Origin of the sequence: Rhizobium oryzihabitans, assembly GCF_010669145.1 — a bacterium.
GTDB lineage: Bacteria > Pseudomonadota > Alphaproteobacteria > Rhizobiales > Rhizobiaceae > Agrobacterium > Agrobacterium oryzihabitans.
In genome coordinates, this window is record NZ_CP048635.1 from 1,883,487 (window position 1) to 1,909,144 (window position 25,658).

General features: G+C 59.4%; 23 protein-coding genes and 2 pseudogenes. 19 read left to right on the forward strand and 6 right to left on the reverse strand.

The features are described from left to right. Positions 1-6: 6 nt before the first annotated feature. Together G3A56_RS25190 and G3A56_RS25195 are read left to right on the forward strand one after the other, a co-directional pair. Complete coding sequence (locus G3A56_RS25190) at positions 7-609, forward strand: hypothetical protein (RefSeq protein WP_164056864.1); 603 nt, start codon at positions 7-9, stop codon at positions 607-609. Between the two features lie 159 nt (positions 610-768). Then, the gene (locus G3A56_RS25195; protein ID WP_003499491.1) at positions 769-915 is read left to right on the forward strand and encodes a DUF1127 domain-containing protein; all 147 of its coding nucleotides are present in this window, start codon (positions 769-771) and stop codon (positions 913-915) included. Here the strand turns inward: G3A56_RS25195 and G3A56_RS28595 are convergent, their stop codons facing one another. After that, complete coding sequence (locus tag G3A56_RS28595) at positions 916-1,221, reverse strand: hypothetical protein (protein ID WP_082184749.1); 306 nt, start codon at positions 1,219-1,221, stop codon at positions 916-918. It abuts the gene before it with no gap. Between the two features lie 197 nt (positions 1,222-1,418). Then, positions 1,419-1,862 (reverse strand): response regulator, encoded by a 444-nt coding sequence (locus G3A56_RS25200; RefSeq protein WP_003499492.1) that lies wholly within the window; start codon positions 1,860-1,862, stop codon positions 1,419-1,421. 377 nt (positions 1,863-2,239) lie between these two features. Here G3A56_RS25200 and ftsZ point away from each other — a divergent pair, with 377 nt between their 5' ends. The 3 genes from ftsZ (at position 2,240) to G3A56_RS25215 (ending at position 5,265) form a co-directional block, all read left to right on the forward strand. Beyond that, the gene (ftsZ, locus tag G3A56_RS25205) at positions 2,240-3,202 is read left to right on the forward strand and encodes a cell division protein FtsZ (RefSeq protein ID WP_003499495.1); all 963 of its coding nucleotides are present in this window, start codon (positions 2,240-2,242) and stop codon (positions 3,200-3,202) included. 290 nt (positions 3,203-3,492) lie between these two features. Further along, positions 3,493-4,191: a GntR family transcriptional regulator gene (locus G3A56_RS25210; RefSeq protein WP_035243351.1), complete on the forward strand. Its 699-nt coding sequence runs from the start codon at positions 3,493-3,495 to the stop codon at positions 4,189-4,191. A gap of 108 nt (positions 4,192-4,299) precedes the next feature. Continuing rightward, positions 4,300-5,265 carry a dihydrodipicolinate synthase family protein gene (locus G3A56_RS25215; RefSeq protein WP_003499498.1) on the forward strand — a complete coding sequence of 322 codons (966 nt, stop codon included), beginning with the start codon at positions 4,300-4,302 and terminating at the stop codon, positions 5,263-5,265. Between the two features lie 252 nt (positions 5,266-5,517). Here G3A56_RS25215 and G3A56_RS25220 read toward each other — a convergent pair. Then, positions 5,518-6,554 (reverse strand): annotated as a pseudogene (locus G3A56_RS25220) (Ldh family oxidoreductase). A 466-nt stretch (positions 6,555-7,020) separates the two neighbouring features. Here G3A56_RS25220 and G3A56_RS25225 point away from each other — a divergent pair. From G3A56_RS25225 to G3A56_RS25255, 7 genes and pseudogenes are all read left to right on the forward strand, one after another. Next, positions 7,021-7,827, forward strand: a complete 807-nt coding sequence (locus G3A56_RS25225) for an ABC transporter substrate-binding protein (RefSeq protein WP_003499501.1) — start codon at positions 7,021-7,023, stop codon at positions 7,825-7,827. 71 nt (positions 7,828-7,898) lie between these two features. Beyond that, positions 7,899-8,564: an amino acid ABC transporter permease gene (locus G3A56_RS25230; protein ID WP_003499503.1), complete on the forward strand. Its 666-nt coding sequence runs from the start codon at positions 7,899-7,901 to the stop codon at positions 8,562-8,564. Between the two features lie 12 nt (positions 8,565-8,576). Beyond that, a complete protein-coding gene (locus tag G3A56_RS25235; protein ID WP_003499505.1) occupies positions 8,577-9,230 on the forward strand; it encodes an amino acid ABC transporter permease in 654 nt (217 codons plus the stop codon). Continuing rightward, on the forward strand, positions 9,223-9,945 hold the full coding sequence (locus G3A56_RS25240; RefSeq protein ID WP_003499507.1) for an amino acid ABC transporter ATP-binding protein: 723 nt from the start codon (positions 9,223-9,225) through the stop codon (positions 9,943-9,945). Before G3A56_RS25235 ends, G3A56_RS25240 begins: the two co-directional genes overlap by 8 nt. Continuing rightward, a complete protein-coding gene (locus G3A56_RS25245) occupies positions 9,945-11,186 on the forward strand; it encodes an NAD(P)/FAD-dependent oxidoreductase (RefSeq protein WP_082184747.1) in 1,242 nt (413 codons plus the stop codon). Before G3A56_RS25240 ends, G3A56_RS25245 begins: the two co-directional genes overlap by 1 nt. A gap of 11 nt (positions 11,187-11,197) precedes the next feature. Then, positions 11,198-12,906: pseudogene (gene lhpI / locus G3A56_RS25250) on the forward strand (cis-3-hydroxy-L-proline dehydratase). A gap of 10 nt (positions 12,907-12,916) precedes the next feature. Beyond that, positions 12,917-13,945 (forward strand): trans-3-hydroxy-L-proline dehydratase, encoded by a 1,029-nt coding sequence (locus G3A56_RS25255; protein WP_082184745.1) that lies wholly within the window; start codon positions 12,917-12,919, stop codon positions 13,943-13,945. A gap of 163 nt (positions 13,946-14,108) precedes the next feature. Here the strand turns inward: G3A56_RS25255 and G3A56_RS25260 are convergent, their stop codons facing one another. Together G3A56_RS25260 and G3A56_RS25265 are read right to left on the reverse strand one after the other, a co-directional pair. Continuing rightward, complete coding sequence (locus G3A56_RS25260) at positions 14,109-15,131, reverse strand: LacI family DNA-binding transcriptional regulator (RefSeq protein WP_003499515.1); 1,023 nt, start codon at positions 15,129-15,131, stop codon at positions 14,109-14,111. 175 nt (positions 15,132-15,306) lie between these two features. Further along, positions 15,307-15,627 (reverse strand): hypothetical protein, encoded by a 321-nt coding sequence (locus tag G3A56_RS25265; protein ID WP_003499517.1) that lies wholly within the window; start codon positions 15,625-15,627, stop codon positions 15,307-15,309. A 295-nt stretch (positions 15,628-15,922) separates the two neighbouring features. On the opposite strand from G3A56_RS25265, the gene G3A56_RS25270 reads away from it, so the two are divergent. The 7 genes from G3A56_RS25270 to G3A56_RS25300 all read left to right on the forward strand — a co-directional run bounded on the left by G3A56_RS25270 (position 15,923) and on the right by G3A56_RS25300 (position 23,769). After that, positions 15,923-16,726: a transporter substrate-binding domain-containing protein gene (locus G3A56_RS25270; protein WP_003499521.1), complete on the forward strand. Its 804-nt coding sequence runs from the start codon at positions 15,923-15,925 to the stop codon at positions 16,724-16,726. A 66-nt stretch (positions 16,727-16,792) separates the two neighbouring features. Continuing rightward, positions 16,793-17,497, forward strand: a complete 705-nt coding sequence (locus tag G3A56_RS25275) for an amino acid ABC transporter permease (protein WP_082184744.1) — start codon at positions 16,793-16,795, stop codon at positions 17,495-17,497. Next, the gene (locus G3A56_RS25280) at positions 17,494-18,153 is read left to right on the forward strand and encodes an amino acid ABC transporter permease (protein ID WP_003499527.1); all 660 of its coding nucleotides are present in this window, start codon (positions 17,494-17,496) and stop codon (positions 18,151-18,153) included. Before G3A56_RS25275 ends, G3A56_RS25280 begins: the two co-directional genes overlap by 4 nt. Further along, the gene (locus tag G3A56_RS25285) at positions 18,134-18,865 is read left to right on the forward strand and encodes an amino acid ABC transporter ATP-binding protein (protein ID WP_111806823.1); all 732 of its coding nucleotides are present in this window, start codon (positions 18,134-18,136) and stop codon (positions 18,863-18,865) included. The genes G3A56_RS25280 and G3A56_RS25285 overlap by 20 nt, the downstream gene beginning before the upstream one ends. Before the next feature lie 23 nt (positions 18,866-18,888). After that, positions 18,889-19,824 (forward strand): 2-hydroxyacid dehydrogenase, encoded by a 936-nt coding sequence (locus G3A56_RS25290; RefSeq protein WP_082184743.1) that lies wholly within the window; start codon positions 18,889-18,891, stop codon positions 19,822-19,824. Between the two features lie 227 nt (positions 19,825-20,051). Further along, positions 20,052-22,226, forward strand: coding sequence for a putative bifunctional diguanylate cyclase/phosphodiesterase (locus tag G3A56_RS25295; RefSeq protein WP_137067630.1), 2,175 nt, complete (start codon positions 20,052-20,054; stop codon positions 22,224-22,226). A 487-nt stretch (positions 22,227-22,713) separates the two neighbouring features. Next, on the forward strand, positions 22,714-23,769 hold the full coding sequence (locus G3A56_RS25300) for a porin (RefSeq protein WP_003499535.1): 1,056 nt from the start codon (positions 22,714-22,716) through the stop codon (positions 23,767-23,769). 237 nt (positions 23,770-24,006) lie between these two features. On the opposite strand, the gene G3A56_RS25305 is transcribed toward G3A56_RS25300, so the two are convergent. Continuing rightward, complete coding sequence (locus G3A56_RS25305; protein ID WP_082184742.1) at positions 24,007-25,494, reverse strand: amidohydrolase family protein; 1,488 nt, start codon at positions 25,492-25,494, stop codon at positions 24,007-24,009. Positions 25,495-25,658 lie beyond the last annotated feature (164 nt).

Here is a 25,658-nt window from a genome sequence, read left to right on the forward strand (position 1 = left end):
AATAAAATGAATATCGCACCACGTCTGTCTCTGGCAGCCATGATCGCACTGGCGGCAACGCCGTCTCTTGCTTCGGAGGATATGACCGCGGAGACAAGCGAAGCGATCTTCGGCTTTGCCGGCGCCATGACGAAGGAAGACATGCTGAAAAGCGCGGCTCTCATTCCGGTGGAATATGAGAGGAACGCCATCCTCGGCGGCGGTTACCAGTTTTATCCCTACAGCATCGGCAATGTGAAGCTGGGTGTCGAAATCGGCATTGCGGCCAGGTTCGGCAAGGGCTTTACCGGCGAGGTCTGGGCGGGGCCGGTTGCGCGCTATGAACAGATCAAGCTCGGAGAACGGCTGTTCGTCACGCCAAGCTTCACGGCGGGCTTAAGCCTCGTGAACGATGCACAACGCGGCCGCGAGCGGGAGCAGGAAATCAAGGATGACGGCAATGCCAATGTCCTGTTTTACCTCGGTCCGGAAATCAACGTCTCCTTTAGCGAGGATTCCTCGACGGAATTCTTCTGGCGGCTTCACCATCGTTCCGGTGGCGGCAAGACACTTGGAAACATGAAGGGTGCGACCAATGCCAATGTATTCGGCGTGCGCTACAAGTTCTGACGCTTTTGCAGTCAAACTGCATGCCCTGCGTGCAGCGCATGGGTGGATTGCCTTATTCTGCCTGTTCATTGGTCACGACAAGGCGCATATAGAGGACATCGAAGGACGCCGGAACGAAAACGTTGCTGACGTCACCTAAACCTCAGAAAGGGTCATGTCATGAACGTAGCACGCAGCTTCAACAATTGGCGCAAATATCGTCAGACCGTCAACGAGCTCGGCCGCATGAGCGCCCGCGAACTGCATGATCTCGGTCTCGACCGCAGCCAGATCACCAGCGTCGCCCGCGCCGCAGTCGGCAAGTAATCAAGGCGAAAATGCCGCTTTTGAATGCCCAAACGCCCGCTTAGCGGGCGTTTTTGTTTTGGAAGCCTCTCCTCCGTCATCCTCGGGCTTGACCCGAGGATCCATTGCTTTCAACGGGGTGTGGATCCTCGGGTCAAGCCCGAGGATGACGTTGAGTATGTGCAAAGCGATGTCGTTCCACGCGGGAAGACGACGGAAGCGGACCAATCGCCAGGAATTTTCGATGTTGATAGTGCCATGCGCCAAACGCATATCTGCGCTGCAACCTTGTGCCTGCAAAACGCGCAGGAAAATGCTATCTTCCAATCATCGAAACGGATGTACCTCCTCCCACATCGTTTTGGTATGCGGGCGATCCCACTCCTCCTCCCAAGGATTGCCCCGGGGACAGCGGTTTTTCTCCTCCCATATCGCTGTTCATTTTTTCAAAAAGCCTGCCGCACCTCCTCCCGCGGCAGGCTTTTTTGTTTTCGTCTCTTCGTTTTGCCTTCAGGAAAAATAGCTCAGTCGAAAACCATCATGCCGATTGGCGTGACGGCGCGCGTGCCGGCGCGTCTGGCAAGTGCGTAGGTAAGGCACTGTTCCACGGCATCCTGCGGTACGGGCTTTGCAATCACCCCGGCGCCGATGCCGAGATTGACCACCACTTCCGGGTTCGCCGTCATGAAGATCACCACGACGCCATGATCCTGAGACAACCGCCGTCCGATTTCGGGGCCCGTCTGGCCGTCGGCAAGGTTGACGTCAACGAAGGCGATGTCGGCGCGGCTGCCGAGCGCCACGGCCTGATCCAGCCGGTTGGCGATGCCGATGACATTGGCCTCTTCTTCCGCCTGCAGAATGGAATCCTCGATATCCATGGCGATGAGGAACTCGTCTTCCACGATCAGCACACGCGGTTGTTCCGTGTGGAAACCCGGTTCGCTTTGCAAGACGTCTGCCAACATATGCCTGCCTCCATTCTGTGCGCTTTAGCGCTGTCGGCAAGCAAACACTTGTCGGAGCAACTCGTTCCAAAGTGAGATAAACATGGTGAATGGAGTGTAAACCACATGGCTTTTCAGCTATCACCTCTCGATAGCGAAGCAGTTGATTCGGTTCGGTTTTCATCCGGGGAAGGGTCGGAGAAAGTCGCCGTAGCGCATCTTTCGTCCCAGGAGTACAGGCCATTTGCCGCAAGCGGCAGAGCGGCTTACATGCAAATTCAAAGCGTTACAGCCTCCTTCGCGCATCAGAAGGAAAGTGCTGGGACCTTGCCGATCATTCGCGTGCCGCGCTCAAAAAACGGCGCGAGACCCTATGAGTTCAGAAAGAGAATAAAACGATGACCCAGTCTCCGCGCGCCACCATTGCCCGAAACACGCCCAATATCGCCGTTATCGGCGTAGGTGGAGGTGGCGGAAATGCGATCAACAACATGATCGCCGAGGGCATTGGCGGCGTCGATTTCATCGCGGCCAATACGGATGCGCAGGCGCTGAAGAAGACCAACGCACCAAGGCTCGTGCAGCTCAGCTCCGAGCTGACCGGCGGGCTGGGAGCGGGTGCTGATCCGGAAGTCGGCCGCCAGGCCGCGATCGATTCGCTCGACGAAATCATGGATCACCTGAGCGGTTACGACATGTGCTTCATCACCGCCGGCATGGGCGGCGGCACCGGTACGGGTGCTGCACCCGTCATCGCCGAAGCCTGCCGTGCGAAGAACATCCTGACGGTCGGCGTCGTCACCCTGCCGTTCAGCTTCGAGGGTGCGCGCCGCATGCGGGCTGCCGAATACGGCTTCGCCAATCTGCTGAACACCGCCGATACCGTCATCGTCATTCCCAACCAGAACCTGCTGCGCATTGCGGATGCCGGCACCACCTTCGAGAACGCGCTGAAGACGGCCGACAAGGTTCTGTCGCTCGGCGTGCGCTGCGTCACCGATCTCATCCTGCGCGAAGGTCTGGTCAATCTCGATTTCGCCGATGTGCGTTACGTCATGAAGAACGGCGGACGTGCATTGATGGGCACGGCCCAGGCCAAGGGCGAGAAGCGCGCCTCGGAAGCGGCCGCTGCGGCCATCGCCAATCCGCTGCTCGGCGAACCCTCGCTGAAAGAAGCGCGCGGCGCGCTGGTCTCCATCTCGGGCGGCAACGATCTGACGCTTTACGAGATCGATGAGGCGATGACGCTGGTGCGCGAGGCGGTCAGCGAGGAGACGGATGTGGTGATGGGCGCCTCCTTCGATCCGACGCTGGACGGCGCTTTCAAGATTTCCGTCGTGGCCACCGGCCTGCGCAACTGACGTTTCGTTTGAGGAGCGACTTCGCGGCTCGTTTCTTCTCCCGTGGGGAGAAGAAGCAAGGTGGGTGCTCCTCGCTCCATTTGTAAACTGTCCGTTCCGAGCCGCAGCGTTGGCTGGCAAGGCACCAGCGCCACAAATTGAATAAGCAAAGCCGTCGCGGGTAATTTTCGCGACGGCTTTTTGTTGTTTTTGAACAATTATTCCGCCATTCGAAGTGCGGGCGATGCAACGCGGCGTTGATCGGGAAAAAATATAATAGTACTCTTTATGTCGACAAGAGGGATTTGATGATGACGGATATTATTGCATCTGCCGAGCGCAAGCGCGGCTCCGGCGTGAAGATGGTCTATGATCTGCTGCGCGACGAAATTCTCGATCTGGTCCTGCCGCCCGGCAGCCCCATTGACGAGGTGCAGCTTGCCGAGCGGTTCAAGATGTCGCGCACGCCCATTCGCGAGGCCCTGGTGCGGCTTTCGGGCGAGGGTCTGATCGATACGCTGCCGAACCGTTCGACCATGGTGTCGAATATAGATTTCCTCAACATGCATACCTATTTCGATGCGCTGGTGCTGATGTACCGGGTCACGACCCAGCTTGCCGCGCAATATCATCGCCCGGAGGATCTGGCCGGCATCCGCGCCCATAATGCGGAGTTCGCCGTTGCGGTGGAAGAGCAGGATGCGCTGGCGATGATTTCCACCAATGCCGCGCTTCACCTTTCGATCGCCGAAGCCGGGCGCAACCCCTATTTCACCAGCCTGTTCAAGCGCCTGCTGGACGAGGGACGGCGCATCCTCAGACTTTATTATCAGTCCTATGACGATCGCCTGCCGAAACGCTTCGTCGATGATCATGATGAGATCATTGCTGCGATTGCCGCGCGCGATACCGTTCTTTCCGAGAAACTGGCCCGCGAGCACGCCGAGCAGATCGTGCGGCAGGTGCAGAAACTGCTGGTGCGTAACGAGCGTCTGGAAATAAATCTATAGCTTGTCGATTTCTTGTCGACAAATAAAATACAAGATTGTAATGTCCTTGTCGAAAGGATGGCGCGGAGGTGCGTCCATTCCTGAAAAACTGTCCCTTAGGAGCTAGTAATGACGGCCAGCATTTTTTCCGGCGTGATTCCCGCCTTGATGACCCCCTGCAAGGATGATCGCACTCCCGATTTCGACGCGCTTGTCCGCAAGGGCAAGGAACTGATCGCCGATGGAATGTCGGCAGTCGTTTATTGCGGTTCCATGGGCGACTGGCCGCTCCTGACGGACGAGCAGCGCATGGAAGGCGTGGAGCGTCTGGTGAAAGCCGGCATTCCGGTCATCGTCGGCACCGGCGCCGTCAACACGGCATCTGCCGTCGCGCACGCCGCCCATGCCCAGAAGGTTGGCGCAAAGGGCCTGATGGTCATTCCGCGCGTCCTGTCGCGCGGTTCGGTCATCTCCGCCCAGAAGGCGCATTTCAAGGCCATCCTTGCTGCCGCTCCAGAAATTCCTGCTGTCATCTACAACAGCCCCTATTACGGCTTCGCCACCCGCGCCGATCTCTTCTTCGCGCTGCGTGCCGAACACAAGAACCTCGTTGGCTTCAAGGAATTCGGCGGCCCGGCCGATATGCGTTATGCCGCTGAAAACATCACCAGCCGCGATGATGACGTGACCCTGATGATCGGCGTCGATACCGCCGTCGTCCACGGCTTCGTCAATTGCGGCGCAACCGGCGCCATCACCGGCATCGGCAATGTTCTGCCGAAGGAAGTCATTCATCTCTGCAAGCTGTCGCAGGCCGCCGCCAAGGGCGATGCCGATGCCCGCGCCCGCGCGCTGGAACTGGAACAGGCGCTGGCCGTGCTCTCCTCCTTCGATGAAGGCCCGGATCTGGTTCTTTATTTCAAGCACATGATGGTGCTGAAGGGCGACAAGGAATACACGCTGCACTTCAACGAGACCGACGCCCTGACAGACAGCCAGCGCGGTTATGTCGAGGCGCAGTTCAAGCTGTTCAACAGCTGGTACGCCGACTGGAGCAAGCTTCCGGGCGCCGTGCAGGCCTGCAAGGCGGCCTGATAGATTGCTGCTGTAAAAAAAGGCCCGCAATTGCGGGCCTTTTTTGTATGTGATGAGGTTTGATGTCTCTCCTCCGTCATGCCGGACTTGATCCGGCATCCAGCCACGGCGCGTCTGCGCTGTGAAAGGACTCTTCTGCGATCAAGGACTTGATCGCACTGGACCCCGGATCTAGTCCGGGGTGACGGAGCGGGGATGCTGTGTCAACATGAAAAAGGCCCGCAATCGCGGGCCTTTTTTATTCAAACGCGGTCAGGCAACCGCGTCCAGCCCCTTTTCCAGCAGCCGGTCGAGCCCGGCCATTTCGGCGGCGGTGAGTGTGATGCCTTCGCTTTCGGATTTGGCGCGGGCGGTGAAGCGTCGGCCGGAGGGCAGGCGGGCGCCCTGGCCGATGATGGCGTCGAACAGCACTTCAGCCCGCTGGGAGGGATCGCCCGGGCGGCCCTTGGCGAACGCTTCCGGGGAAAAGGCGATAATCAACTCACCATGGGTCGGGGCAAGCGTCGTGGTGCCGAGAAATTCGAGCGCTTCGGGGCTGGTCAGGTCGCCGATCATGATGCCGGCGAGAAGTTCGATCATCGTGCCGATGGCCGACCCCTTGTGGCCGCCAAAGGGCAGCATCGAGCCGGCAAGGGCCGCCTCCGGGTCGGTCGTCGGCTTGCCGTCGGCATCCAGAGCCCAGCCTTCCGGCAGGGATTTTCCTGCGCGCCGATGCAACTCTATTTCACCGCGCGCCGCAACCGATGTCGCAAAGTCGAAGACGTAAGGGAAGTGTCCCTGCGCGGCCAGCCGAAGGCGAAGGGGTTGGTGCCGAGTAGCGGTTTGCTGCCGCCGGTGGGTGCGACGGTGGAATAGCTCGGGCACATCACCAGCCCGGCAAGGCCATTCGAGGTAAGGCCCTCGACTTCCGGCCAGAGCGCCGAAAAATGCGTGCAATCATTGATGACGAGCGCGGCGATGCCGGAGTGTTTCGCCCGCTCTACCAGAACAGGCAGGCCAAGCTCGAAAGCGGGGTTGGCAAATCCGCCATTGGCGTTGACCTTCACGATCGCCGTGCCGTCATCTTCGGCCACTTCCGGGATTGCATCGGGCTTCACCTTGCCCGCCTTGACGGTGCGGAGCGCACCTTCGATGCGGTAAATGCCATGGGATTTGCAGGCGTCCCTCTCACCGGCCGTGATGACGCGTGCGATCGCTCCCGACTGGACGGCATTGAGACCGGCCTTGCGAAAAATTGCTTCGACCCGCGCCGAAAGCTCTCCAATGGTCAAGGTGGTGGTGTCGCTCATCATAATCCTCCGATGTCGGGCTCGCACATTTTGAATACATAAAGTATACAAAGGTGGTGCTATTGCAACTCGTCTTTTCAGTGAAGTGTTATGAGAGCGCAGATCAAAGCGCTAGGCGCAAAGCTCCCGGTTTTCCACGACGTTTCCCGCGCCCTCATTCCTGTGCTCGTCACAGGAATCCAGTCAGCCCAAGTCTTTGGGCTGAAAAGACTCTTCCCGTCCCGCCGACGCGTGCCGACTGGATTCCTGTGACAAGCACAGGAATGAGGGGCGTTGGGCCTTTCTGCGCCGCTCCACATTTCCCCGCACCGTTTTCCATAAAGCCTGCCTGACAAAATTCCGATCATTCGCACATGCAAAAAATTCTTTTTGTATACTCCTTGTATTTTTATGTTGATTTATCGCTCCCGTGGGGAAATAGTGACCGCGCCTTCAAAGGCAGACCAATTGTGGGAGCAAATAAAGAATGAAAAAATCGGTCATCGTCGCCGGCCTGCTGGCCGCCACTTTCGCTATTACTCCGGCCAAGGCCGACAAACTTGACGACATCATTTCGTCCGGCACGCTGCGTTGCGCTGTCGTGCTCGATTTCCCGCCCATGGGCGCGCGTGATGACGCCAACAATCCGATCGGCTTCGATGTCGATTATTGCAACGATCTTGCCAAGGCGCTCGGCGTCACGGCTGAAATCGTCGAAACGCCTTTCCCCGAGCGCATTCCCGCGCTGATGTCCGGTCGCGTCGATGTCGGCGTTGCTTCCACGTCGGATACGCTTGAGCGTGCCAAGACGGTCGGCATGACAGTGCCTTACTTCGCCTTCGAAATGGCCGTTACCGCCAACGACAAGTCCGGCATCAAGTCCTTCGAGGACATGAAGGGCAAGACCGTCGGTGCAACCGCTGGCACGTTCGAAGCCATCGCGCTTGAAAAGTCGGTCAAGGAATGGGGCGTCGGCGAATTCCGTCCTTACCAGACCCAGGCAGATGTGTTCCTCGCGCTCAGCCAGGGCCAGATCGATGCCACCGTTTCCACCTCGACGGTTGCGCAGTCCAACGTCAAGGGCGGCAAGTTCGCCGGCATCTCCGTGGTCGGCAAGGCGCCTTACGACATCGACTATGTCGCGCTCTTCACCAACCGCGATGAATATGGCTTCATCAACTACCTGAACCTCTTCATCAACCAGCAGGTTCGCACCGGCCGCTACGCCGAGCTCTATGAAAAATGGGTTGGCGGCGAAGTTCCCTCGCTCACCGTCAACGGCGTTTATCGCTGATCAGGACTTTTCGTAAACGGCGCGGTCAAGATGACCGCGCCGTTGATCGTTTCTGAAAAGGCGGGACGCCCATGTTCAACTATACATTTCACTGGAATCAGGCGCTGAAGGCTTTGCCGCAGCTTCTGGACGGTGCGGTGGTGACGCTGCAGATTGCCATTCTCTCGATGGTGATCGGTCTGGCCTTCGCCATCGTGCTGACGCTGTTCCGGCTTTCCGGTAACCGAATTCTAAGCGCACTCGCCTCCATCTGGGTGGAGGTTGCCCGCAACACGCCGGCGCTGTTCCAGATATACATGGCCCATTTCGGGCTTGGCAATTTCGGCATTCACCTCAGCCCCTATACGGCGCTTCTGGTCGGCATCGCCTTCAACAATGCCGGTTATCTTGCGGAGAACTTCCGTGGAGCGCTGAAAGCGATACCGGATACGCAGACCCGTTCCGGCCGCTCGCTTGGCATGACGTCGATGCAGACCTTCCGGCTCATCATCATGCCGCAGATGCTGCGCGTCGCCTTCCTGCCCGCCACCAACCAGATGGTCTGGGCGATCCTGATGACCTCGCTCGGTGTCACGGTCGGCATGAATACGGACCTTGCCGGTGTCACGCAGGCCCTCAATGCGCGCTCGTTCCGCACTTTCGAATTCTTCGCGCTCGCCGCGGTCATCTATTACGTGATCGCCAAGATCGTCACGCTCGCCGCCAGAATGCTGGCCTGGCGTCTGTTCCGTTACTGAGAGAGGTGAGCCATGTTTGAAACCGCTCTCACCTGGAGTGATCTCGCCTTCCTGGCCAAGGGTGCGGGGATGACGCTTGCCGTCACCGCCGTCGCCGTCACGGCAGGCACCATCATGGGGATCATCTTCGGCGTCATCCGTGTCCAGCTCGGGCCCTACTGGTCCCTGCCGCTGACCTTCGTGCTGGATATTTTCCGCTCTGTACCGCTGTTGATCCAGCTGGTGCTCGGAAATTCCTTCCAGTCGATCGCCAAGCTCGGCTGGCCGCCCTTCACCACCTCATGCGTCGTGCTGTCGCTTTATACGGCAGCCTATTGCACGGAAATCGTGCGCGGCGGCATCGGCGCAGTTCCGTCCAACACGCGCCGCGCCTGCCGGTCTCTCGGCATGACCTGGTCGCAGGACATGCGCTACATCGTGCTGCCGCTCGCCACCCGCGTATCGTTGCCGTCCTGGATCGGGCTGACACTCGGCGTCATGAAGGATTCCGCGCTGGTGCTGTGGCTCGGCCTCATCGAGCTTCTGCGCGCCTCGCAGATTCTCGTGACCCGCCTGCAGGAACCGCTGACCATTCTCATGATCTGCGGCGCCATCTACTTCCTTATCAGCTTCCCCATCGCCCGTTTCGGCGGGTATCTCGAAAGACGGTGGTCCCCCAATGATTGAGATCGAAAACGTCCGCAAATCCTTCGGCCCGCTGGAGGTTCTGAAAGGGATCAACCTGACCGTCAGCAAAGGCGAGGTCGTCACCATCATCGGCGGCTCCGGCTCCGGTAAGTCGACGCTGCTCACCTGCATCAACGGCCTGGAGCCGATCGACAGCGGCAAGATCGTCATCGACGGCACGGAGGTGCATGCCAAATCGACCGATCTCAACAAGCTGCGCCGCAAGGTCGGTATCGTCTTCCAGCAATGGAACGCCTTTCCGCATCTGACGGTGCTGGAAAACGTCATGCTGGCGCCGCGCAAGGTGCTCGGCATCTCGAAGGAGCAGGCCGAGGAAATCGCCGTCAAGCAACTGACCCATGTGGGTCTTGCCGAAAAGCTGAAGGTCTATCCGAACCGCATGTCGGGCGGTCAGCAGCAGCGCATGGCAATCGCCCGTGCGCTTGCCATGTCGCCGGAATATATGCTGTTCGACGAAGTCACCTCTGCGCTCGACCCGATGTTGGTCGGCGAAGTGCTCGATACGCTGAAGATGCTGGCGGATGAGGGCATGACGATGATCTGCGTCACCCATGAAATGGCCTTCGCCCGTGATGTCTCCAACCGCGTCGCCTTCTTCCATCAGGGCGTGATGGCGGAAATCGGCACGCCGGACCAGCTGTTCGGCGCGCCGCAGCATGCCGAGACGCAGAAGTTCCTGGCGAGCGTGCGGTAATGCCAGCCAATGATGCCATCGTTATCGGGGCCGGCGTTGTCGGCCTCTCGGCGGCAATCGCCGCGCAGACGCGCGGCCTTTCGGTCACCGTCATCGATCGCGAAGGGCCGGCGGCGGGCGCGTCGGCAGGCAATGCCGGCGCATTCGCCTTCACCGATATATTGCCGCTCGCGTCGCCCGGCATTCTCTGGAAAGCGCCGAAGTGGCTTCTCGATCCGCTCGGTCCGCTCAGCGTGCCGCCGGCCTATGCGCTGAAGATCGCGCCGTGGATGTTCCGCTTCTGGCGTGCCTGTGCCGCCTCCAAGGTCGAGCATTCCACTGCGGCCCAGACGGCGCTTATGGATCTTTCGAAGGCCAAGCTTGAGCCCTTCCTTAAAAAGACCGACACGATCGCCATGCTGCGCAAGGAGGGCAACCTCCAGGTCTATGAAAGCGAAGCCGAATTCGAGAGTTCGCTTCCCGGCTGGAAGGCGCGCGAGCGCCACGGCATCGAGTTTCGCCACCTCAATGCCGAGCAGATGGCCGAGATACAGCCCGGCATCGCGCCGCGTTTCACCTGCGGCACGTTTACACCCGGCTGGTATTCCATTGCCGATCCCAGGCTTTATACGCTTGCACTTGCCGAACATTTCCGCGCCATTGGCGGGCGTATCGAACGGCTCGATATTGCCGCACTCAGGCCGCTGGAAGACGGCGTCGAGGTGGTGAGCCATGACGGGCGCACCCGCAAGGCCGGCAAGGTCGTGCTGGCGGCGGGCGCTTTTTCGCATCGCATCGCCCGCTCGCTCGGGGAAAAAATTCCGCTGGAAACGGAACGGGGGTATAATACCACCCTGCCGTCCGGCGCTTTTGATCTGCGCACGCAGGTGACCTTCGGCGGCCACGGCTTCGTCGTCACGCGGCTTTCCTCCGGCATTCGCGTCGGCGGTGCGGTGGAACTGGGCGGGCTTGAGCTTCCGGCCAATTTCGCCCGCTCCGAAGCGCTTCTGAAAAAGGCGGCGAGCTTCCTGCCGGGCCTCAGGACCGAAGGCGGCAAGCAATGGATGGGCTTTCGCCCGTCGCTGCCGGACAGCCTGCCGGCCATAGGCCAGGCGCGGCATACGGCGCGGGTGGTCTATGCTTTCGGCCACGGCCATCTGGGACTGACGCAATCGGCGGGCACGGCCTGTATCGTCGCCGATCTTCTGACGGGGCAAAAACCCGCCATCGATACAAGGGCATTTTCGCCACAACGTTTCTGACGGGGTTTTCGATGTCTTCTTCCCTTTCGACAGCAGCCGTGCCTCAGGCACGCAGCATATTGGCCGGTGCGGCTGAAGGCGCGGTGATCGCCACCACAGAGGCGCTGAGCTTCTGGGGCGGCGTCGATCCCGCCACCGGCAAGGTCATAGACGTGCACCACCCGCTGCATGGCGTCTGTCTCACCGGCGGCGTGCTGTTCATGCCCACCAGCCGCGGTTCCTGCACCGGTTCGGGCGTGTTGCTCGATCTTATCCTGACGGGCCGCGCGCCCTCGGCGCTGGTTTTCTGCGAGGCCGAAGACGTGCTGACGCTGGGTGCGCTGATCGCCGCCGAAATGTTCGGCAAGCCGTTGCCGGTGCTGCGCCTCGACACGGAGAATTTCGCCCGGTTCTCCCGTGCCGCTCATGTCCGTATCGGTGAAAAGACCATCGAGGCCGATGGCGTTTCCCTGGCAATCGCACCGCCGGCGACGGCGCATCTCGATCTCAAGGGTGACGACCGGGCAATGCTCGAGGGCCGTGATGGCATTGCCGCGCAGCAGGCGATGCGCATCATCATCGCCATGGCCGCCCAGCAGGGGCGTCAGCGCTGGTCGATGTCACGCAGGGCCATATTGACGGCTGCATCTATGCCAGCCCCGCCAATCTCACCTTTGCGGAAAAAATGGCGGAGATGGGTGCGAAGGTACGCGTGCCCACGACGATGAACGCCATTTCGGTGGACAAGGCGCATTGGCGCGCCCAGGGCGTGCCGGAGGATTTCGGCGATCCGGCCGCAAGGCTTGCGGATGCCTATGTGCGCATGGGCTGTCGGCCAACCTTTACCTGTTCGCCCTATCTCCTCGACAGCGCGCCGCAGGCCGGCGACATGATCGCCTGGGCCGAATCGAATGCGGTGATCTTCGCCAACACGGTTCTCGGTGCGCGCACCGCCAAACACCCGGATTTTCTCGATCTCTGCATCGCCCTGACGGGCAGGGCTCCCTTGTCCGGCGTCTATCTCGAGGAAAACCGCCGGCCGCAACGCATTGTCGATGTGGCTTTGCCTGAGGGTATCAACGACGCTTTCTGGCCGCTCGTCGGTTATCTCGCCGGCAAGGCGGCGCCCGATTGCATTCCGCTTCTGCGCGGACTCGCCGCCGCAAAGCCATCGCGGGATGATCTGAAAGCGCTCTGCGCCGCTTTCGGCACGACCTCGGCCGCTCCCATGCTGCATATCGAGGGTGTGACCCCGGAAGCCGGGCTTGCGCCTGTGGAAACAGCCGAAACCGTCACCATTTCGCTTGCCGATATGGCCGCCGGCTGGTCGCTTCTGAATGAGGGGCCGCAGGATGTGCAGCTCGTCGCCATTGGCAGCCCGCATGCCTCGCTGGAAGAATGCCGCGCGCTCGCGGATGCCTTCTCCGGTCGCAGGCGTCATGCGGATGTCGCCGTCATCGTCACTGCAGGACAGCAGGTCATCGACGCGGCCGGCCAGGATGGCACCCTGAAAAGCCTGCATGAGAGTGGTGTGCAGGTGCTGCCCGATCTCTGTTGGTGCTCGATTTCCGAGCCGGTTTTCCCGACGAAAACAAAGGCGCTGATGACCAATTCCGGCAAATATGCCCATTACGGCCCCGGCCTCAGCGGCCGCGCAGTGCGCTTCGGCAGCCTTGCCGACTGCGTTGAAAGCGCGCTGACCGGCCACGCCATTTCCCGTCTTCCTTCCTGGCTTTCCTGAGGAGTTTTCAATGCGCAGTATCAAGACCGTTCACGTCATTTCCGCCCATGCGGAAGGCGAGGTGGGAGATGTGATCGTTGGTGGCGTGAAGCCACCGCCGGGTGAGACGATCTGGGAACAGAGCCGGTTCATTGCGCGTGATGAGACTCTGCGCAATTTCGTGCTCAACGAGCCGCGCGGCGGCGTGTTCCGCCACGTCAACCTGCTGGTGCCGCCGAAACATCCAGACGCGGATGCCGCCTTCATCATCATGGAGCCGGAAGACACGCCGCCCATGTCCGGCTCAAACTCCATCTGCGTTTCCACCGTACTTCTGGACGGCGGCATCGTGCCGATGCAGGAGCCGGAAACCCATATGCTGCTGGAAGCGCCGGGCGGGCTGGTGAAGGTGCGCGCCGAATGCCGCAACGGCAAGGCCGAGCGCATTTTCGTGCAGAACCTGCCGAGCTTTGCCGCAAAACTCGATGTCGAACTCGAGGTCGAAGGCCTCGGCACGCTGAAGGTGGACACGGCCTATGGCGGCGACAGTTTCGTCATCGTCGATGCCGAGGCGATGGGTTTCAGCCTGAAGCCGGAAGAAGCGCACGAGATCGCCCGCCTCGGCGTGCGCATCACCAATGCCGCCAACAGGGCTTTGAGCTTCGAGCATCCCGAAAATCCGGACTGGCGGCATTTTTCCTTCTGCCTGTTTGCGGGCAAGGTGGAGCGCACCGAGGAGGGCCTGCGGGCCGGTGCTGCCGTCGCCATCCAGCCGGGCAAAGTCGATCGCTCCCCGACCGGCACCGCACTTTCGGCCCGCATGGCGGTGCTGCATGCACGCGGCGAGATGAAGGAAGGCGAGACGCTGACGGCCGTGTCGCTGATCGGCTCCACCTTTACCGGCCGCATTCTCGGAACGACAAAGGTCGGCGACCGCCCGGCCATCCTGCCGGAAATTTCCGGCCGCGGCTGGATCACCGGCATCCACCAGCACATGCTCGATCCGTCCGATCCCTGGCCGGAAGGGTATCGCCTGACGGATACGTGGGGTGCGCGTTAAACGACTCTACCAGAGGGGCGAGTGCCTACTTTTCCCTCATTCCTGTGCTTGTCACAGGAATCCAGTCAGCCCAAGTCCTTGGGCTGAGAAGACTCTCTCCGCCGCGCAGACGCGCGTCGGCTGGGTTCCTGTGACAAGCACAGGAATGAGGGAGGAGGGCTCCTCAGCCACCCAGCCGCTTCGTCGTCTCCCGCACAATCAGCTCGAACCCGACATCCACACGCGCGCCTTCGGGAACATCAGCGCCTTTTTCCGCCTCCAAAATGGAAAGCAGCAATTCACCTGCCTTGCGGCCGATCATCTGGGCGTCGACCCGGATCGTCGAAATCGCCGGATAACATTGCCTGCCGATATCGAAATCGCCGAAGCCGAGGATGGAAACCTGGTCGGGCACGTGAATGCCGCGGCGGTGACATTCCATCAGCGCGCCCACAGCGGAAATATCGGACACTGCGAAAATGCCTTCGACATCCGGCGCTTTCGCCAGCAGCGAGCCGAGCGTTTTGGCCCCATGGTCATAGGAGACCGGGGCGCTGCCTTCGCGGATGATGAGGTCGTCGGCAATGCCGGCTTCGCGAAGTGCGGCACCAAAGCCGAGAAGACGGCTTTCACCGCGCCAGTCCTTCACGTCGCCATCAGCCCGCGACCCCAGCGCTCCGATTCTCTTAAAACCAAGTGATATCAGGTATTTGGCGGCGTTTCTTCCCACTTCGTAGTTGGAGAAGCCGACCGCGTGGTCGATCGGATGTTCGGGAACGTCCCATATTTCCACGATCGGGATGCCGGCGCGCATTAAAACTTCGCTCGCCATCTTGGTATGCACCGTTCCGGCAACGACGATGGCGTCGGGGCGGCGTTCCATCATGGTGCGGATGACGCGCTCCTCCTCCTGGAGATCGTACATCGTGTAGCCGATCAGCAGTTGATAGTCGGCCGCCCGCAGCGCGTTGGCGAGCCCCTGTGCGCTGTCGGCGAAGTTGGAGTTGGTGAGCGTCGGCAGGATGGCGGTGATGAAATTTGTACGCCGGGAGGAAAGCGAACCGGCGATTCTATCAGGCACATAACCCAGCTTCTCGATGGCCTTCATCACCTTCTGGCGTGTCTCCTCAGACACCAGCGCAGGATCGGCCAGCACGCGCGAAACGGTCATCTTGGAGACGCCTGCGAGTTTCGAGACGTCGCTCATGGTTGCTTTTTTTGACGTGACTAACGCTGCGGCCAAGGGCGTGCGCTCCACCAAAGCATGTCTCCCCAGTTTTTAAGCCGGCAACAATTCGAACCGGTTTCAGGACAAGACATACACGAAGACAGGGAGGGAAAGCACGCCGCATGATTGCAGATCGGTGCGGCGTGCACCGGATTTATGCGACTCGGCGATAGACCAGATGATAAAAACGCCCGTCGCACATGCTCATCATCTCATCCGTCAGTACCCGGCCCTCCAGCCGGACCGGCGATACCAGCGCTTCTTCGACGGCTTCCATGGAGGGGTAGTCGATTTCCTGAACCATGATGATGGCGGCGGCGTCCGGGTCCGTGCGCTCGGTGCGCATGACCCGCACGGCCTGCGCGTTGGGCATGCGCTTCCAGACCGGCAGAAGCTTCTCCTCGACGATGCGGAAAAATTCCTCCTCCCGGCCGGGGTGGATATTGCCTTCGAAAATGGCCGAACGTGTGTACATGCTTTCCTCCCGAATGAATGCCGATTGCAACAGTTCTGTAGATCGGACTTGCAATGATACCGATAACATGCATTACTCATCCTGCCAAGAACGCGAAATGATGTCGATGAGAGGAAAATCGATATTCGGCAAAAATTGTTGAATTTACTTATAAATTCGAGTGGTTTTGAGCGTTTGCGTCATCTTGGGAGGAGTTTTTTGTAAATCGCGTCGAAATGTTATCGAGAACATTTTTCGATCTGCGCAAGGCCGGCTGTTCCGTTCGGGCAGCCACTATAAGGTTGGAGGAGAAACCATGAGCATATCCAGATTTCTGAAGAACATGACCGTTGCCGTCAGCGTTGCCGCAGCAACGCTTGCCGCAGCCACCTCGGCCCATGCCGTTTCGCTCAGCGAGATCACGGCGCGCGGCAAGGTTAAGATCGGTGTTCTCACCGGCGCGCCGCCGATGGGCATGGTGGACGAGAAGGGCAATCCGTCCGGTTATGACGTTGATGTCGCCAACCTTATCGGCTCTTACCTGTCGCTGCCGGTCGAACTGGTGCCGCTGACGCCGCCTGCGCGTATTCCCGCCCTTCAGACCGGCAAGGTCGATTTCCTTGTCGCGACGCTCGCCCCGACCGGCGAACGCGCCAAGACCGTGATGTTCACGCAGCCCTACAGCGCCTTCAACATGGACATCATCTCCGGCAAGGACCAGAAGTTCGAAAATCTCGACAGCCTGAAAGGCAAGCGGGTTTCGGTCAATCGCGGTTCCTCGCAGGAAACCGCGCTGCGTAAGGCCAATGTCGAAGGTCTCGAAATCGTCGTCTACGAAGACGATTCCACCAGCGCCCAGGCTCTGCTTGCCGGTCAGGTCGATGCCGTAGCCCTGCCGTCCACGGTCGGCGAGGCGATCATCAAGCAGCGTCCGGAAGCCGGTCTGCAGGTCGGTTTCACCTTCTTCCAGCAGGGCAATTCCATGGCGACGAAGATGGAGGATTTCGAGCTGCGTCAGTGGCTGAATACCTCCATCTATCTCATGAAGATGTCGGGTGACCTTGACCGTATCTCGGTGAAGTGGACCGGCCGTCCGCTGCCGCAATTGCCAAGCTTCTGATTGAGCCTTTCAACGCGCCCGCCGGGGAACATCCCGGCGGGCCGGGAAATGTCAACGGAGTGACGCATGTCCTATACTTTTCAATTCGGCGCGCTCGCCCAATATCAGAACGAGATTCTGAACGGCATATGGCTGACGATCAAGCTGTCTGTCCTCTCCATCGTGCTCGGCTGCGCTTTCGGCATTCTTTTGGCCTCGCTGCGTTCCATCAATGGCGGCATCGTCCGCATCATCGTGGACGCTTACGTGGAGGTAATCCGCAACACGCCGTTTCTGGTGCAGCTTTTCATCGTCTATTTCGGTCTGCCGGGTCTCGGTTTTCGCGTCGGGGCGGATACGGCGGCGCTGATCGGCATGACGATCAATCTTGCCGCCTATTCGACGGAAATCATCCGCGCCGGCATCGAGGCGGTGCACAAGTCGCAAATCGAGGCGGGCGAAGCGCTTGGCTTCACCAGATACCAGATCTACCGTCACGTCATCATCGTGCCTGCCATCGCCAAGGTCTATCCCTCGCTCTGCAGCCAGTTCGTGCTGATGATGCTGGCATCGAGCATATGCTCGGCCATTTCCACGCATGAGCTTGCGGCCGCCGCAGCCTTCGTGGAATCGCAGACCTATCGCTCCTTCGAAGTCTATATCGTCGTCACGCTCATCTATCTTGCGCTGGCGCTCAGCCTGCGGCTCATCCTTGCCCTCGTCGGCATGTGGCTGTTTGGCCGCCGGGTGGCGCGCAAGACGATGACCGCCTTGCCGGAGGTGCAGTCATGACTCTTCGAACATTCGGCTGGAACGAGTTCGGCTTCCTTTTGACCGCCCTGCAATGGACCGTACTTCTGACGATCATTGCGCTTATCGGCGGCGGTATCGTCGGCTTTTTCATCGCACTGGCCCGCACCTCGGATAACAAGCTGCTGCGCATTGCCGCCGGCACCTATATTCAGGTCATCCAGGGCATTCCGGTACTGATGATCCTGTTCCTGTCCTATTACGGCCTCAGCCTTGCCGGACTGGAACTGCCGCCATTGATCGCCGCCGGTGCATCGATGACGATCTATACGTCGGGTTATCTCGCGGAAATCTGGCGCGGCTGCATCCAGGCGGTGCCAAAGCAGCAGTGGGAAGCATCGGAATCGCTGGCTCTCACCCGCGCCCAACAATATCGCTACGTCATCCTGCCGCAGGCGATCCGCATTTCCCTGCCGCCGACCGTCGGTTTTGCCGTTCAGGTCGTCAAGAATACGTCCATCGCATCGATCATCGGTTTCGTCGAACTGGCGAGAGCGGGGCAGCTTATCAACAATGCCACGTTCCAGCCGTTCCGCGTCTTTGTCGCGGTGGCCGTGCTTTATTTCATCGTCTGCTACCCGTTGTCCCAGCTGTCGCGTTGGCTGGAAAGGAGGCTTCATGCCGGAAGTAATCGTTGAAAACGTTCACAAGAGCTTTGGCGCTCTGGAGGTCCTCAAAGGCGTGTCGCTGACAGTCGGTCGCGGAGAAGTCTTCGCCCTCATCGGCCGCTCGGGTTCGGGCAAGAGCACGCTGCTGCGCTGCATGAACGGGCTGGAGAAGATCAATTCCGGTCGCATCGAAATCGCCGGCCATGCGATTGGCGAAGATGCCAAGGCGCTGCGCAAGCTGCGTACCGATGTCGGCATCGTCTTCCAGAGCTACAATCTTTTCCCGCATCTGACGGTCGGCGAAAACATCATGCTCGCCCCGCGTATCGTCAAGGACGTGGCCAAATCGGAAACGAAGGACATTGCCCGCGAGGTTCTGCAACTCGTCGGCCTGTCGGAGAAATTCGATTCCTATCCCGACCAGCTTTCCGGCGGCCAGCAGCAGCGCGTTGCGATTGCCCGTTCGCTCGCCATGCGGCCGAAGGTTATGCTGTTCGACGAAGTGACTTCGGCGCTCGACCCTGAGCTGACCGAGGAAGTGCTGACGGTTATGGAAAACCTCGCCAAGGGCGGCATGACCATGATCCTCGTTACCCATGAAATGGCTTTTGCGCGGCGCGTGGCGACCGAAACCATCTTCATGCACAAGGGCAAGATCTGGGAGCAGGGCCGTTCGTCCGAACTCTTCGCCAATCCGCAAACGCCGGAACTCCGGCAATTCGTCAAGGCCGATGTGAAGTAGTTCACCGGCCCAAAGGAAACTTCATGACCACTGAAATCGTGCAATTGTGCCCGCTCATCCCGGCACTGGAAGAAGAACTCGCGCAGCGCTTCACCGTGCATCGCCTGTTCGAGGCTGCTGACAAGGCGGCGTTCCTTGCTGACAAGGGCGCTTCAATCCGCGGCGTCGTCACCGGCGGCCATATCGGCCTGCCGGCGGATATTGGTGCTACACTTCCCAATCTTGAAATCGTCGCCATCAACGGTGTCGGTTTCGACAAGGTGGATCTCGCCGAAGCCAAGCGACGCGGTTTCCGCGTCTCCAATACGCCTGACGTGCTGACGGCCGATGTTGCCGATCTGGCGCTCGGCCTCGTTCTGGCGCAGGCGCGCAAGCTGCCGCAGGCGGATCAGCATGTGCGCACCGGTCAATGGCTGAAGGGCGATATGGGGCTTTCCACCCGCGTGGCCGGCCGCCGTTACGGCATATTCGGCCTCGGCCGCATCGGCCAGGCAATCGCAAAGCGGCTCGAAGGTTTCGATGCGCGCATTTCCTACACCGCCAGAAACCGCCGCGATGTTGCCTATGATTATCATGATAGCATCGAGGCGCTGGCCGCCAATTGCGACGTGCTGATCATTGCCGCCGCCGCCACCGCCGAAACACGCCATATCGTCAATGCGGATGTGTTGAAGGCACTCGGTCCCCAGGGTGTGCTCGTCAACGTGGCGCGTGGTTCGCTGGTGGATGAGAAGGCGCTGGTCGAGGCGCTTTCGAACGGCACGATCGGCGGCGCGGCGCTCGACGTCTTCGAAGACGAGCCGCGTGTGCCGGAAGCACTTTTCGCTTTTGATAATGTCACGCTCGCGCCGCATGTCGGCAGCGGCACACACCAGACGCGGCGCGCCATGGCTGATCTCGTTCTTGCCAATCTTGACGCGCATTTCGCCGGCAAGGACCTGCCGACGCCGGTGGTGTGACGGCAGGGAATTCATGCCTGTGGTCTCACGGCGCGGCTTCTGTCGCGCCGTTTTGCTTTCGGCTGTCGTCGGCTTCCAGGCAGGGCCGTAAAAGGCCGTATTCCTCGTAATCTCCTCCCACCGTTCATATTTATATAATATGTATAATCCTACTATTCTGCTTCCTTATAAAGCGATGAGGCGGAGAGGTGCGTTCCAAAGGCCCGAAGACACCCGTGCAGAACCGGATGTCGCGAACGAAGCGCGACGTAGGCCCTTCCGCTTCTCCTGCTACCGCCGAAAACACCAACCCCTCCGACCGGCACGCGCTATTGGAAGCGATGATCGATCATGTGCCGGATTTCATCTATGCCAAGGATCTGGAGGGACGCTTTCTCTTCGCCAACCGGGCGATCGTTAGCGAGAACGGCTTCGACACCGTCGAGGAACTGATCGGGCTCACTGACGCCGATATTCATGGCGATGCGGCAAAACTTGCCGGCATTCCCGATACCGAGGCGCGGGTGATGCGCACCGGCGAGCCGGACCTCGGCTACGAGGAGCGCGCCATGCGCGGCGACATCGATCGCTGGCTAATGATGTCGCGCGTGCCTCTCAAGGACAAGGCCGGCAATATCATCGGCGTGGTTGGCGCCTCGCGGGATATAACCCAGAAAAAAGCCTCGGAGAGACTGCTGCAGGCGCAGGCGCGCGTTCTCGAAATGATCGTTGCGGCTGCGCGTATCGAGGACTTTCTCGAGGAATTCGTCACGGCCATCGAAAATCTCGCCACCGGGCTTGCCTGTGTCGTGCGGGTGTTCGATGCGGCGGCGGGTGAGCCTTCCGTCTATGCTTCTCCCGCACTGGCATCTCATGAAGGCCTCACTACACTGCTTTCTTCCGTCAAGAATCCCGCCGATCTCACCTGCCCGGCGGATAATATCGCCTTCAGTTTCGATATTCCCGCGAGCGAAGGCGTGGCGCATGGCTTCGTCTGGTGCATGCTGGCCGCCCGCACGCCGGATGCGGCGCTTGTGGAATTTATCGGCGCCGCCGCACGGATGGCTGGCCTTGCAATCGACCGGAAACGGGCGGCGGAACATATCGCCTTTCTGGCTGATCACGACATGCTGACCCGGCTACCAAATCGCCGTTTTCTGGATACGAGGCTGCCGGACATATTGGCGGCGGCGGCAAGGGCGAAACGAAAGCTCGGCATCGGCTTCCTCGATCTCGATAATTTCAAGCAGATCAACGATACGCTCGGTCACAGCATCGGCGATGCTTTGCTGTCGGAAACGGCGGAGCGCATTGCCCGCAGCCTGCGGCGAAACGATCTTGTCCTGCGTGTGGGCGGAGACGAATTCGTCATCATTCTGGAAAAGGACAGGGAAGATTTCGAAAGCCGGCTGCAGCGCATCCGCGCAGCCGTTTCGCAACCGCTTCGCCTTGGCAATTATGATATCAAGGTCACATGCAGCATCGGTATGGCGTTCTTCCCGGAGCATGGCGAAACCACGGCGGAAATCGTCGCGGCCGCCGATCTTGCCATGTATGAGGCCAAACATAACGGTCGCGATGGCATCGCCACCTTCACGCCGCGCATGGCCGATGATCTGCGCAAGAAGTTCACCCGCATCGAGGAACTGCGAAAGGCGGTGGAAAGGGACGAGTTTGTCCTGCATTTCCAGCCGCAGGTCGATCTTCGAACCGGGCGCATCAGTGGCGTGGAGGCGCTGGTGCGCTGGCAGCATCCGGCAGAAGGCCTGCTCGGCCCTGCGGAATTCATCGGCCTTGCGGAGGAAACCGGGCTTATTGTGGAACTGGGAGAGGCCATTCTCAGAAAAGCCTGCCGGCAGGCGCAGGTCTGGACCGCTGCGGGCCTCTCGCCCGTCAAGATGGCGGTCAATATCTCGCCCCGGCAGTTCCAGAGCGGCCTGGTCGAGCAGATCCGGTCCGTGTTGAAAGAAACCGACCTTGCCCCATCCCTTTTGGAAATAGAAATCACCGAGACGCTCATCATTCAGGATGTGGAAACATCCGTGCGCATCATGCGCGCCATCAAGCAGATGGGTGTCAGCCTGGCGCTGGATGATTTCGGCATCGGTTATTCCTGCCTCGGCATGCTCAAGACCTTCCCCCTGTCTTGCATGAAGATCGACAGATCGTTCCTCACTCATTTGCCGGAAAAAACCAAGGACAGCGCCATAGTCTCGATCATGATCCAGCTTGCCGGGTCTCTCGATATCGATGTCATTGCCGAAGGTGTGGAATCCGGCGAACAGGCCGCTTTTCTGCGCGCCGCCGGCTGCCCCTACGGGCAGGGCTATTATTTCAGCCGCCCGGTGCAGGCGGAAGTGATCGGGGATATGCTTGGCAACATGACGATGTTCCCAACCGGCCTATCCAAGGAAATGCAATAGGGGCCGCTTTGACAGCCCGCCATGAGCGGGTTGGCGGACACGGAGTGCGCTCTGTCATCTCCGTCGCATTGCGCCGTTTCGATTGCTGCGCCTGCTATTCTTCTCCGCATCGAACCCGGCAACGAAAGCGCGCTTTGTTTCCTTTCGTTATAAATGCAGATGCAGTCCTCACCCCGCAAAGTGCTGGCTGCCGGGTGTGGATTATAATATAATTATATTTGCATATCGCGTTATATTTTATAAGTAATTAATTGGATTATTGAGAAATACAACATAAAATTACTATATATCAATCTGTTAATTTGTTGTAATTTTACTACTTAATTTGAGAGTGTACTTTATCTATATTTAAATTTGTCCGATTTGAATTGCGAGTCTCCGGTACTTTCTGTCATTTGCTGAATCAGCGCAGAGAGGCGGGCGGCAGGGAAAAGACCAGCCCTCAGTTTTGCGCATTTGTTGAAAAATTTTTGACTGGAGATTAAAAATGAACATCAAGAGCCTTCTGATCGGCTCCGCTGCCGCTCTCGCAGCAGTATCCGGCGCACAGGCCGCTGACGCTATCGTCGCTGCCGAGCCGGAAGCCATGGAATATGTTCGCGTCTGCGACGCCTTCGGCACCGGCTTCTTCTACATCCCCGGCTCCGAAACCTGCCTGAAGTTCCAGGGTTACGTCCGTTTCCAGACCGACTTCGGCCGCGACAAGGCTGGCAAGTCCGACTGGGACTCGTTCACTCGCGCTCAATTCGAAGTTGACACCCGCACCGACACCGAACTCGGCGCTCTGCGCGGCTTTATCGGTTTCCGTGGCAACGCTGATACGGGTTCTGCAGCAGCATCCACCACGTCCGGTTCATCTGACAAGGGCTCTGCAGTTTTCGTTGATCAGGCTTTCATCGAAATTGCCGGTCTTAAGGTCGGTAAGTTCCTGAGCTGGTGGGACGATGGCCTCTCTGGCGAGACCGACGATGTTGCTACCAACTCGCTGTTCAACTCCATTCGTTACACCTACGACGCAGGTTCGTTCTGGGCCGGCGTTTCGGTTGACGAACTCGAAGGCATCGCCGTCAGCACGTTTAACAAAAACAACAACACAAGCAACAATGTCGGCGTCGTCGTTGGCGCTGGCGCTAAGCTCGATAGCGTATCCTTGCAGCTCGTTGGTGGCTACGACACTGACCGCGAAAATGGCTCTGTTCGCCTGATTGCAACGGCGGGTGTCGGTCCCGGCACGCTGGGCCTGTCCGGTGTTTGGGCTTCTGGCGCAAATGCTTATTACAACGCTGCTGAGTGGGCCGTTGCTGCTGAATATGCCATCAAGGCAACTGATAAGCTGAAGATTACCCCCGGCTTCCAGTACTACGGCAGCTACGGTCTCGTTTCGTTCGATGAGTTCTCGAACAATGATGCCTGGAAGGCTGGTCTGACGGTTGACTACAAGATCACCGATGGCCTCAGCACGAAGCTCGCTGTCAACTACCTCGACGTCGACACCAAGCCTGAAGCGTGGACCGGTTTCGTTCGCCTGCAGCGCGCGTTCTGATAGCGAATATAAAAAGCATAGTCTGGTTAGATAACTCAGATCCACCCCGCTCTCGAGCGGGTGAGTAGCTAGCTCCAGTCAAAGTTCCTGACATGAAAGTCAGGTTTGCTCCCCGGACCCCTCCAGGCCGGGGAGTTTTAGTTTTGACGAAAGACTGAGTGTATTTTGTCAACAATGTCAGTGCTGGTAATTACAAGAGCGTGACGCGTCAACAGTCTCTAGGCCGCGCTTGCCATACTACCGGCCAAGCGTCGCAGCGGGCGGCAGGGGAGGGTGGACAGGTTCTTCGAAGGTCCGCAACAGGCGTCCCCAACCCGGATCATGCATATGCGCTTCAAGACCGGCGCGGGCGGCGAGGGCCAGTGCTTCTTCTTGCCCAAAGGAGATGGCCGCATCGACATCTGTCGTCAGAACACGGCCGTTTTCCATCAGCATCTTGCCATCCACGAAAACGGTATCGACATCGCTCCCCAATACCTGATGCACCAGCCGGTGCACAGGCATCCACATCGGCATCAGATGCGGTTTGCGCATGTCGATGATGGCGATATCGGCCTTTTTGCCGATTTCAAGCGAGCCGATTTCATCCTCCATGCCGATGGCATGGGCGGCGTCGATGGTAATCATTTCGAATATCTTGCCGGGCGGCAGCAGGTAGCGATCGTGATTGTGCAGAAGATGTTGCGTGAATTGCGCCATGCGGGCGGTCTGCAGCATGTCGAAGTGGCGGCTGGGTGCCGCGCCGTCTGTAGTGATGGCGACGCGGATGCCCTTGGACATCATTTCCATGATCGGCGTCGCGCGGCCCGGCGGGGCATGGGTCACGCGTGTGCCGGTTTCCGCCAGAATGTCGATCTCGTCATGCGAGATGCCCCAGCAATGCTGAAGGTGGATATCGGGGCCAAGCAGCGCATTTTCCTTGTCCTGAAAGGCCATGCGGATTTGTCCCGCGAAAGCGTCAGAATGCAGCCGGACGCCCATTTTGCGGGCGGTCTCGCGTATACGGCGGGCCTGCATGCGGTCATTGTCTGTCAGTTTCACCGCCTGGTCGGGGCTTGAAGCGTTGGAGGGTTCAACCGAGGGGACGATGGTGAAGGGTGTCAGGAAGACGCTGATGCGTCCATCAGCCGTTCCGTTCAAGGCCTCAATCGTGGCTTCGCTGCCCTCGATCATCTCCTCGAAGCTGATGTTGCGGCGCTCCGGAGAGCCGCTTTCCCATCGGGTCACCGGGTGCGGCCAGGGCAGGCCGGAAGGTCCCACACAGATGATTTCGCGAATCCCGATCTCGTCATAGGCGCGGGCGTGGTTGATGGCAAAGACAGGATCATCGGCGCGTGGCATGGAGGTGATGATGCTGGCGCCGGTGGTGACACCGGCGCGCAGCCGCTCGATGCCGGAGACAAGGCCGTCCGCATACCAATAGTCGCGCGTGACATAGTGGTAATAGGTCGGGGTCACAACCTTCATCCACATCGCATTGGTGTCGGCAGCAATGCTGCGGATCAAGGCGTGCCCGGCGTGACCATGGGCATCGATGAGGCCGGGGATGATGAGTTTACCCCGACAGTCTATCACCTGCTTGTCGGTGTGGCGTGGCGCCAGTTCGTCCGCCGTGCCGATGTCGACGATCCGGTCGCCCTTTATGGCGAGGCCGCAATCCTCGATGATGCGTCGCTCGCGGTCCACGGTCACCATCGTGCCGTGCAATAGCAGAAAATTCCCCATTTAGCCTTCCTCCCTTGTGTTCGCAGCTGGTATTCAGGATGCGTCGATTTTGGATACGATAATTGTCAACAATATTATTGACAATAAGGCTGGGCGAAACAATACTCCGCCTTGTCCGGCCGGTAGGTCAGCCGGCACTTCAACGATTTATAAAAAGGGGGGAT

Coding starts and splice junctions, on each gene's coding strand:
- G3A56_RS25190 (WP_164056864.1), top strand. CDS start 7: ATGAATATCGCACCACGTCTGTCTCTGGCAGCCATGATCGCACTGGCG.
- G3A56_RS25195 (WP_003499491.1), top strand. CDS start 769: ATGAACGTAGCACGCAGCTTCAACAATTGGCGCAAATATCGTCAGACC.
- G3A56_RS25200 (WP_003499492.1), bottom strand. CDS start 1,862: ATGTTGGCAGACGTCTTGCAAAGCGAACCGGGTTTCCACACGGAACAA.
- ftsZ (WP_003499495.1), top strand. CDS start 2,240: ATGACCCAGTCTCCGCGCGCCACCATTGCCCGAAACACGCCCAATATC.
- G3A56_RS25210 (WP_035243351.1), top strand. CDS start 3,493: ATGACGGATATTATTGCATCTGCCGAGCGCAAGCGCGGCTCCGGCGTG.
- G3A56_RS25215 (WP_003499498.1), top strand. CDS start 4,300: ATGACGGCCAGCATTTTTTCCGGCGTGATTCCCGCCTTGATGACCCCC.
- G3A56_RS25225 (WP_003499501.1), top strand. CDS start 7,021: ATGAAAAAATCGGTCATCGTCGCCGGCCTGCTGGCCGCCACTTTCGCT.
- G3A56_RS25230 (WP_003499503.1), top strand. CDS start 7,899: ATGTTCAACTATACATTTCACTGGAATCAGGCGCTGAAGGCTTTGCCG.
- G3A56_RS25235 (WP_003499505.1), top strand. CDS start 8,577: ATGTTTGAAACCGCTCTCACCTGGAGTGATCTCGCCTTCCTGGCCAAG.
- G3A56_RS25240 (WP_003499507.1), top strand. CDS start 9,223: ATGATTGAGATCGAAAACGTCCGCAAATCCTTCGGCCCGCTGGAGGTT.
- G3A56_RS25245 (WP_082184747.1), top strand. CDS start 9,945: ATGCCAGCCAATGATGCCATCGTTATCGGGGCCGGCGTTGTCGGCCTC.
- G3A56_RS25255 (WP_082184745.1), top strand. CDS start 12,917: ATGCGCAGTATCAAGACCGTTCACGTCATTTCCGCCCATGCGGAAGGC.
- G3A56_RS25260 (WP_003499515.1), bottom strand. CDS start 15,131: ATGAGCGACGTCTCGAAACTCGCAGGCGTCTCCAAGATGACCGTTTCG.
- G3A56_RS25265 (WP_003499517.1), bottom strand. CDS start 15,627: ATGTACACACGTTCGGCCATTTTCGAAGGCAATATCCACCCCGGCCGG.
- G3A56_RS25270 (WP_003499521.1), top strand. CDS start 15,923: ATGAGCATATCCAGATTTCTGAAGAACATGACCGTTGCCGTCAGCGTT.
- G3A56_RS25275 (WP_082184744.1), top strand. CDS start 16,793: ATGTCCTATACTTTTCAATTCGGCGCGCTCGCCCAATATCAGAACGAG.
- G3A56_RS25280 (WP_003499527.1), top strand. CDS start 17,494: ATGACTCTTCGAACATTCGGCTGGAACGAGTTCGGCTTCCTTTTGACC.
- G3A56_RS25285 (WP_111806823.1), top strand. CDS start 18,134: ATGCCGGAAGTAATCGTTGAAAACGTTCACAAGAGCTTTGGCGCTCTG.
- G3A56_RS25290 (WP_082184743.1), top strand. CDS start 18,889: ATGACCACTGAAATCGTGCAATTGTGCCCGCTCATCCCGGCACTGGAA.
- G3A56_RS25295 (WP_137067630.1), top strand. CDS start 20,052: ATGTCGCGAACGAAGCGCGACGTAGGCCCTTCCGCTTCTCCTGCTACC.
- G3A56_RS25300 (WP_003499535.1), top strand. CDS start 22,714: ATGAACATCAAGAGCCTTCTGATCGGCTCCGCTGCCGCTCTCGCAGCA.
- G3A56_RS25305 (WP_082184742.1), bottom strand. CDS start 25,494: ATGGGGAATTTTCTGCTATTGCACGGCACGATGGTGACCGTGGACCGC.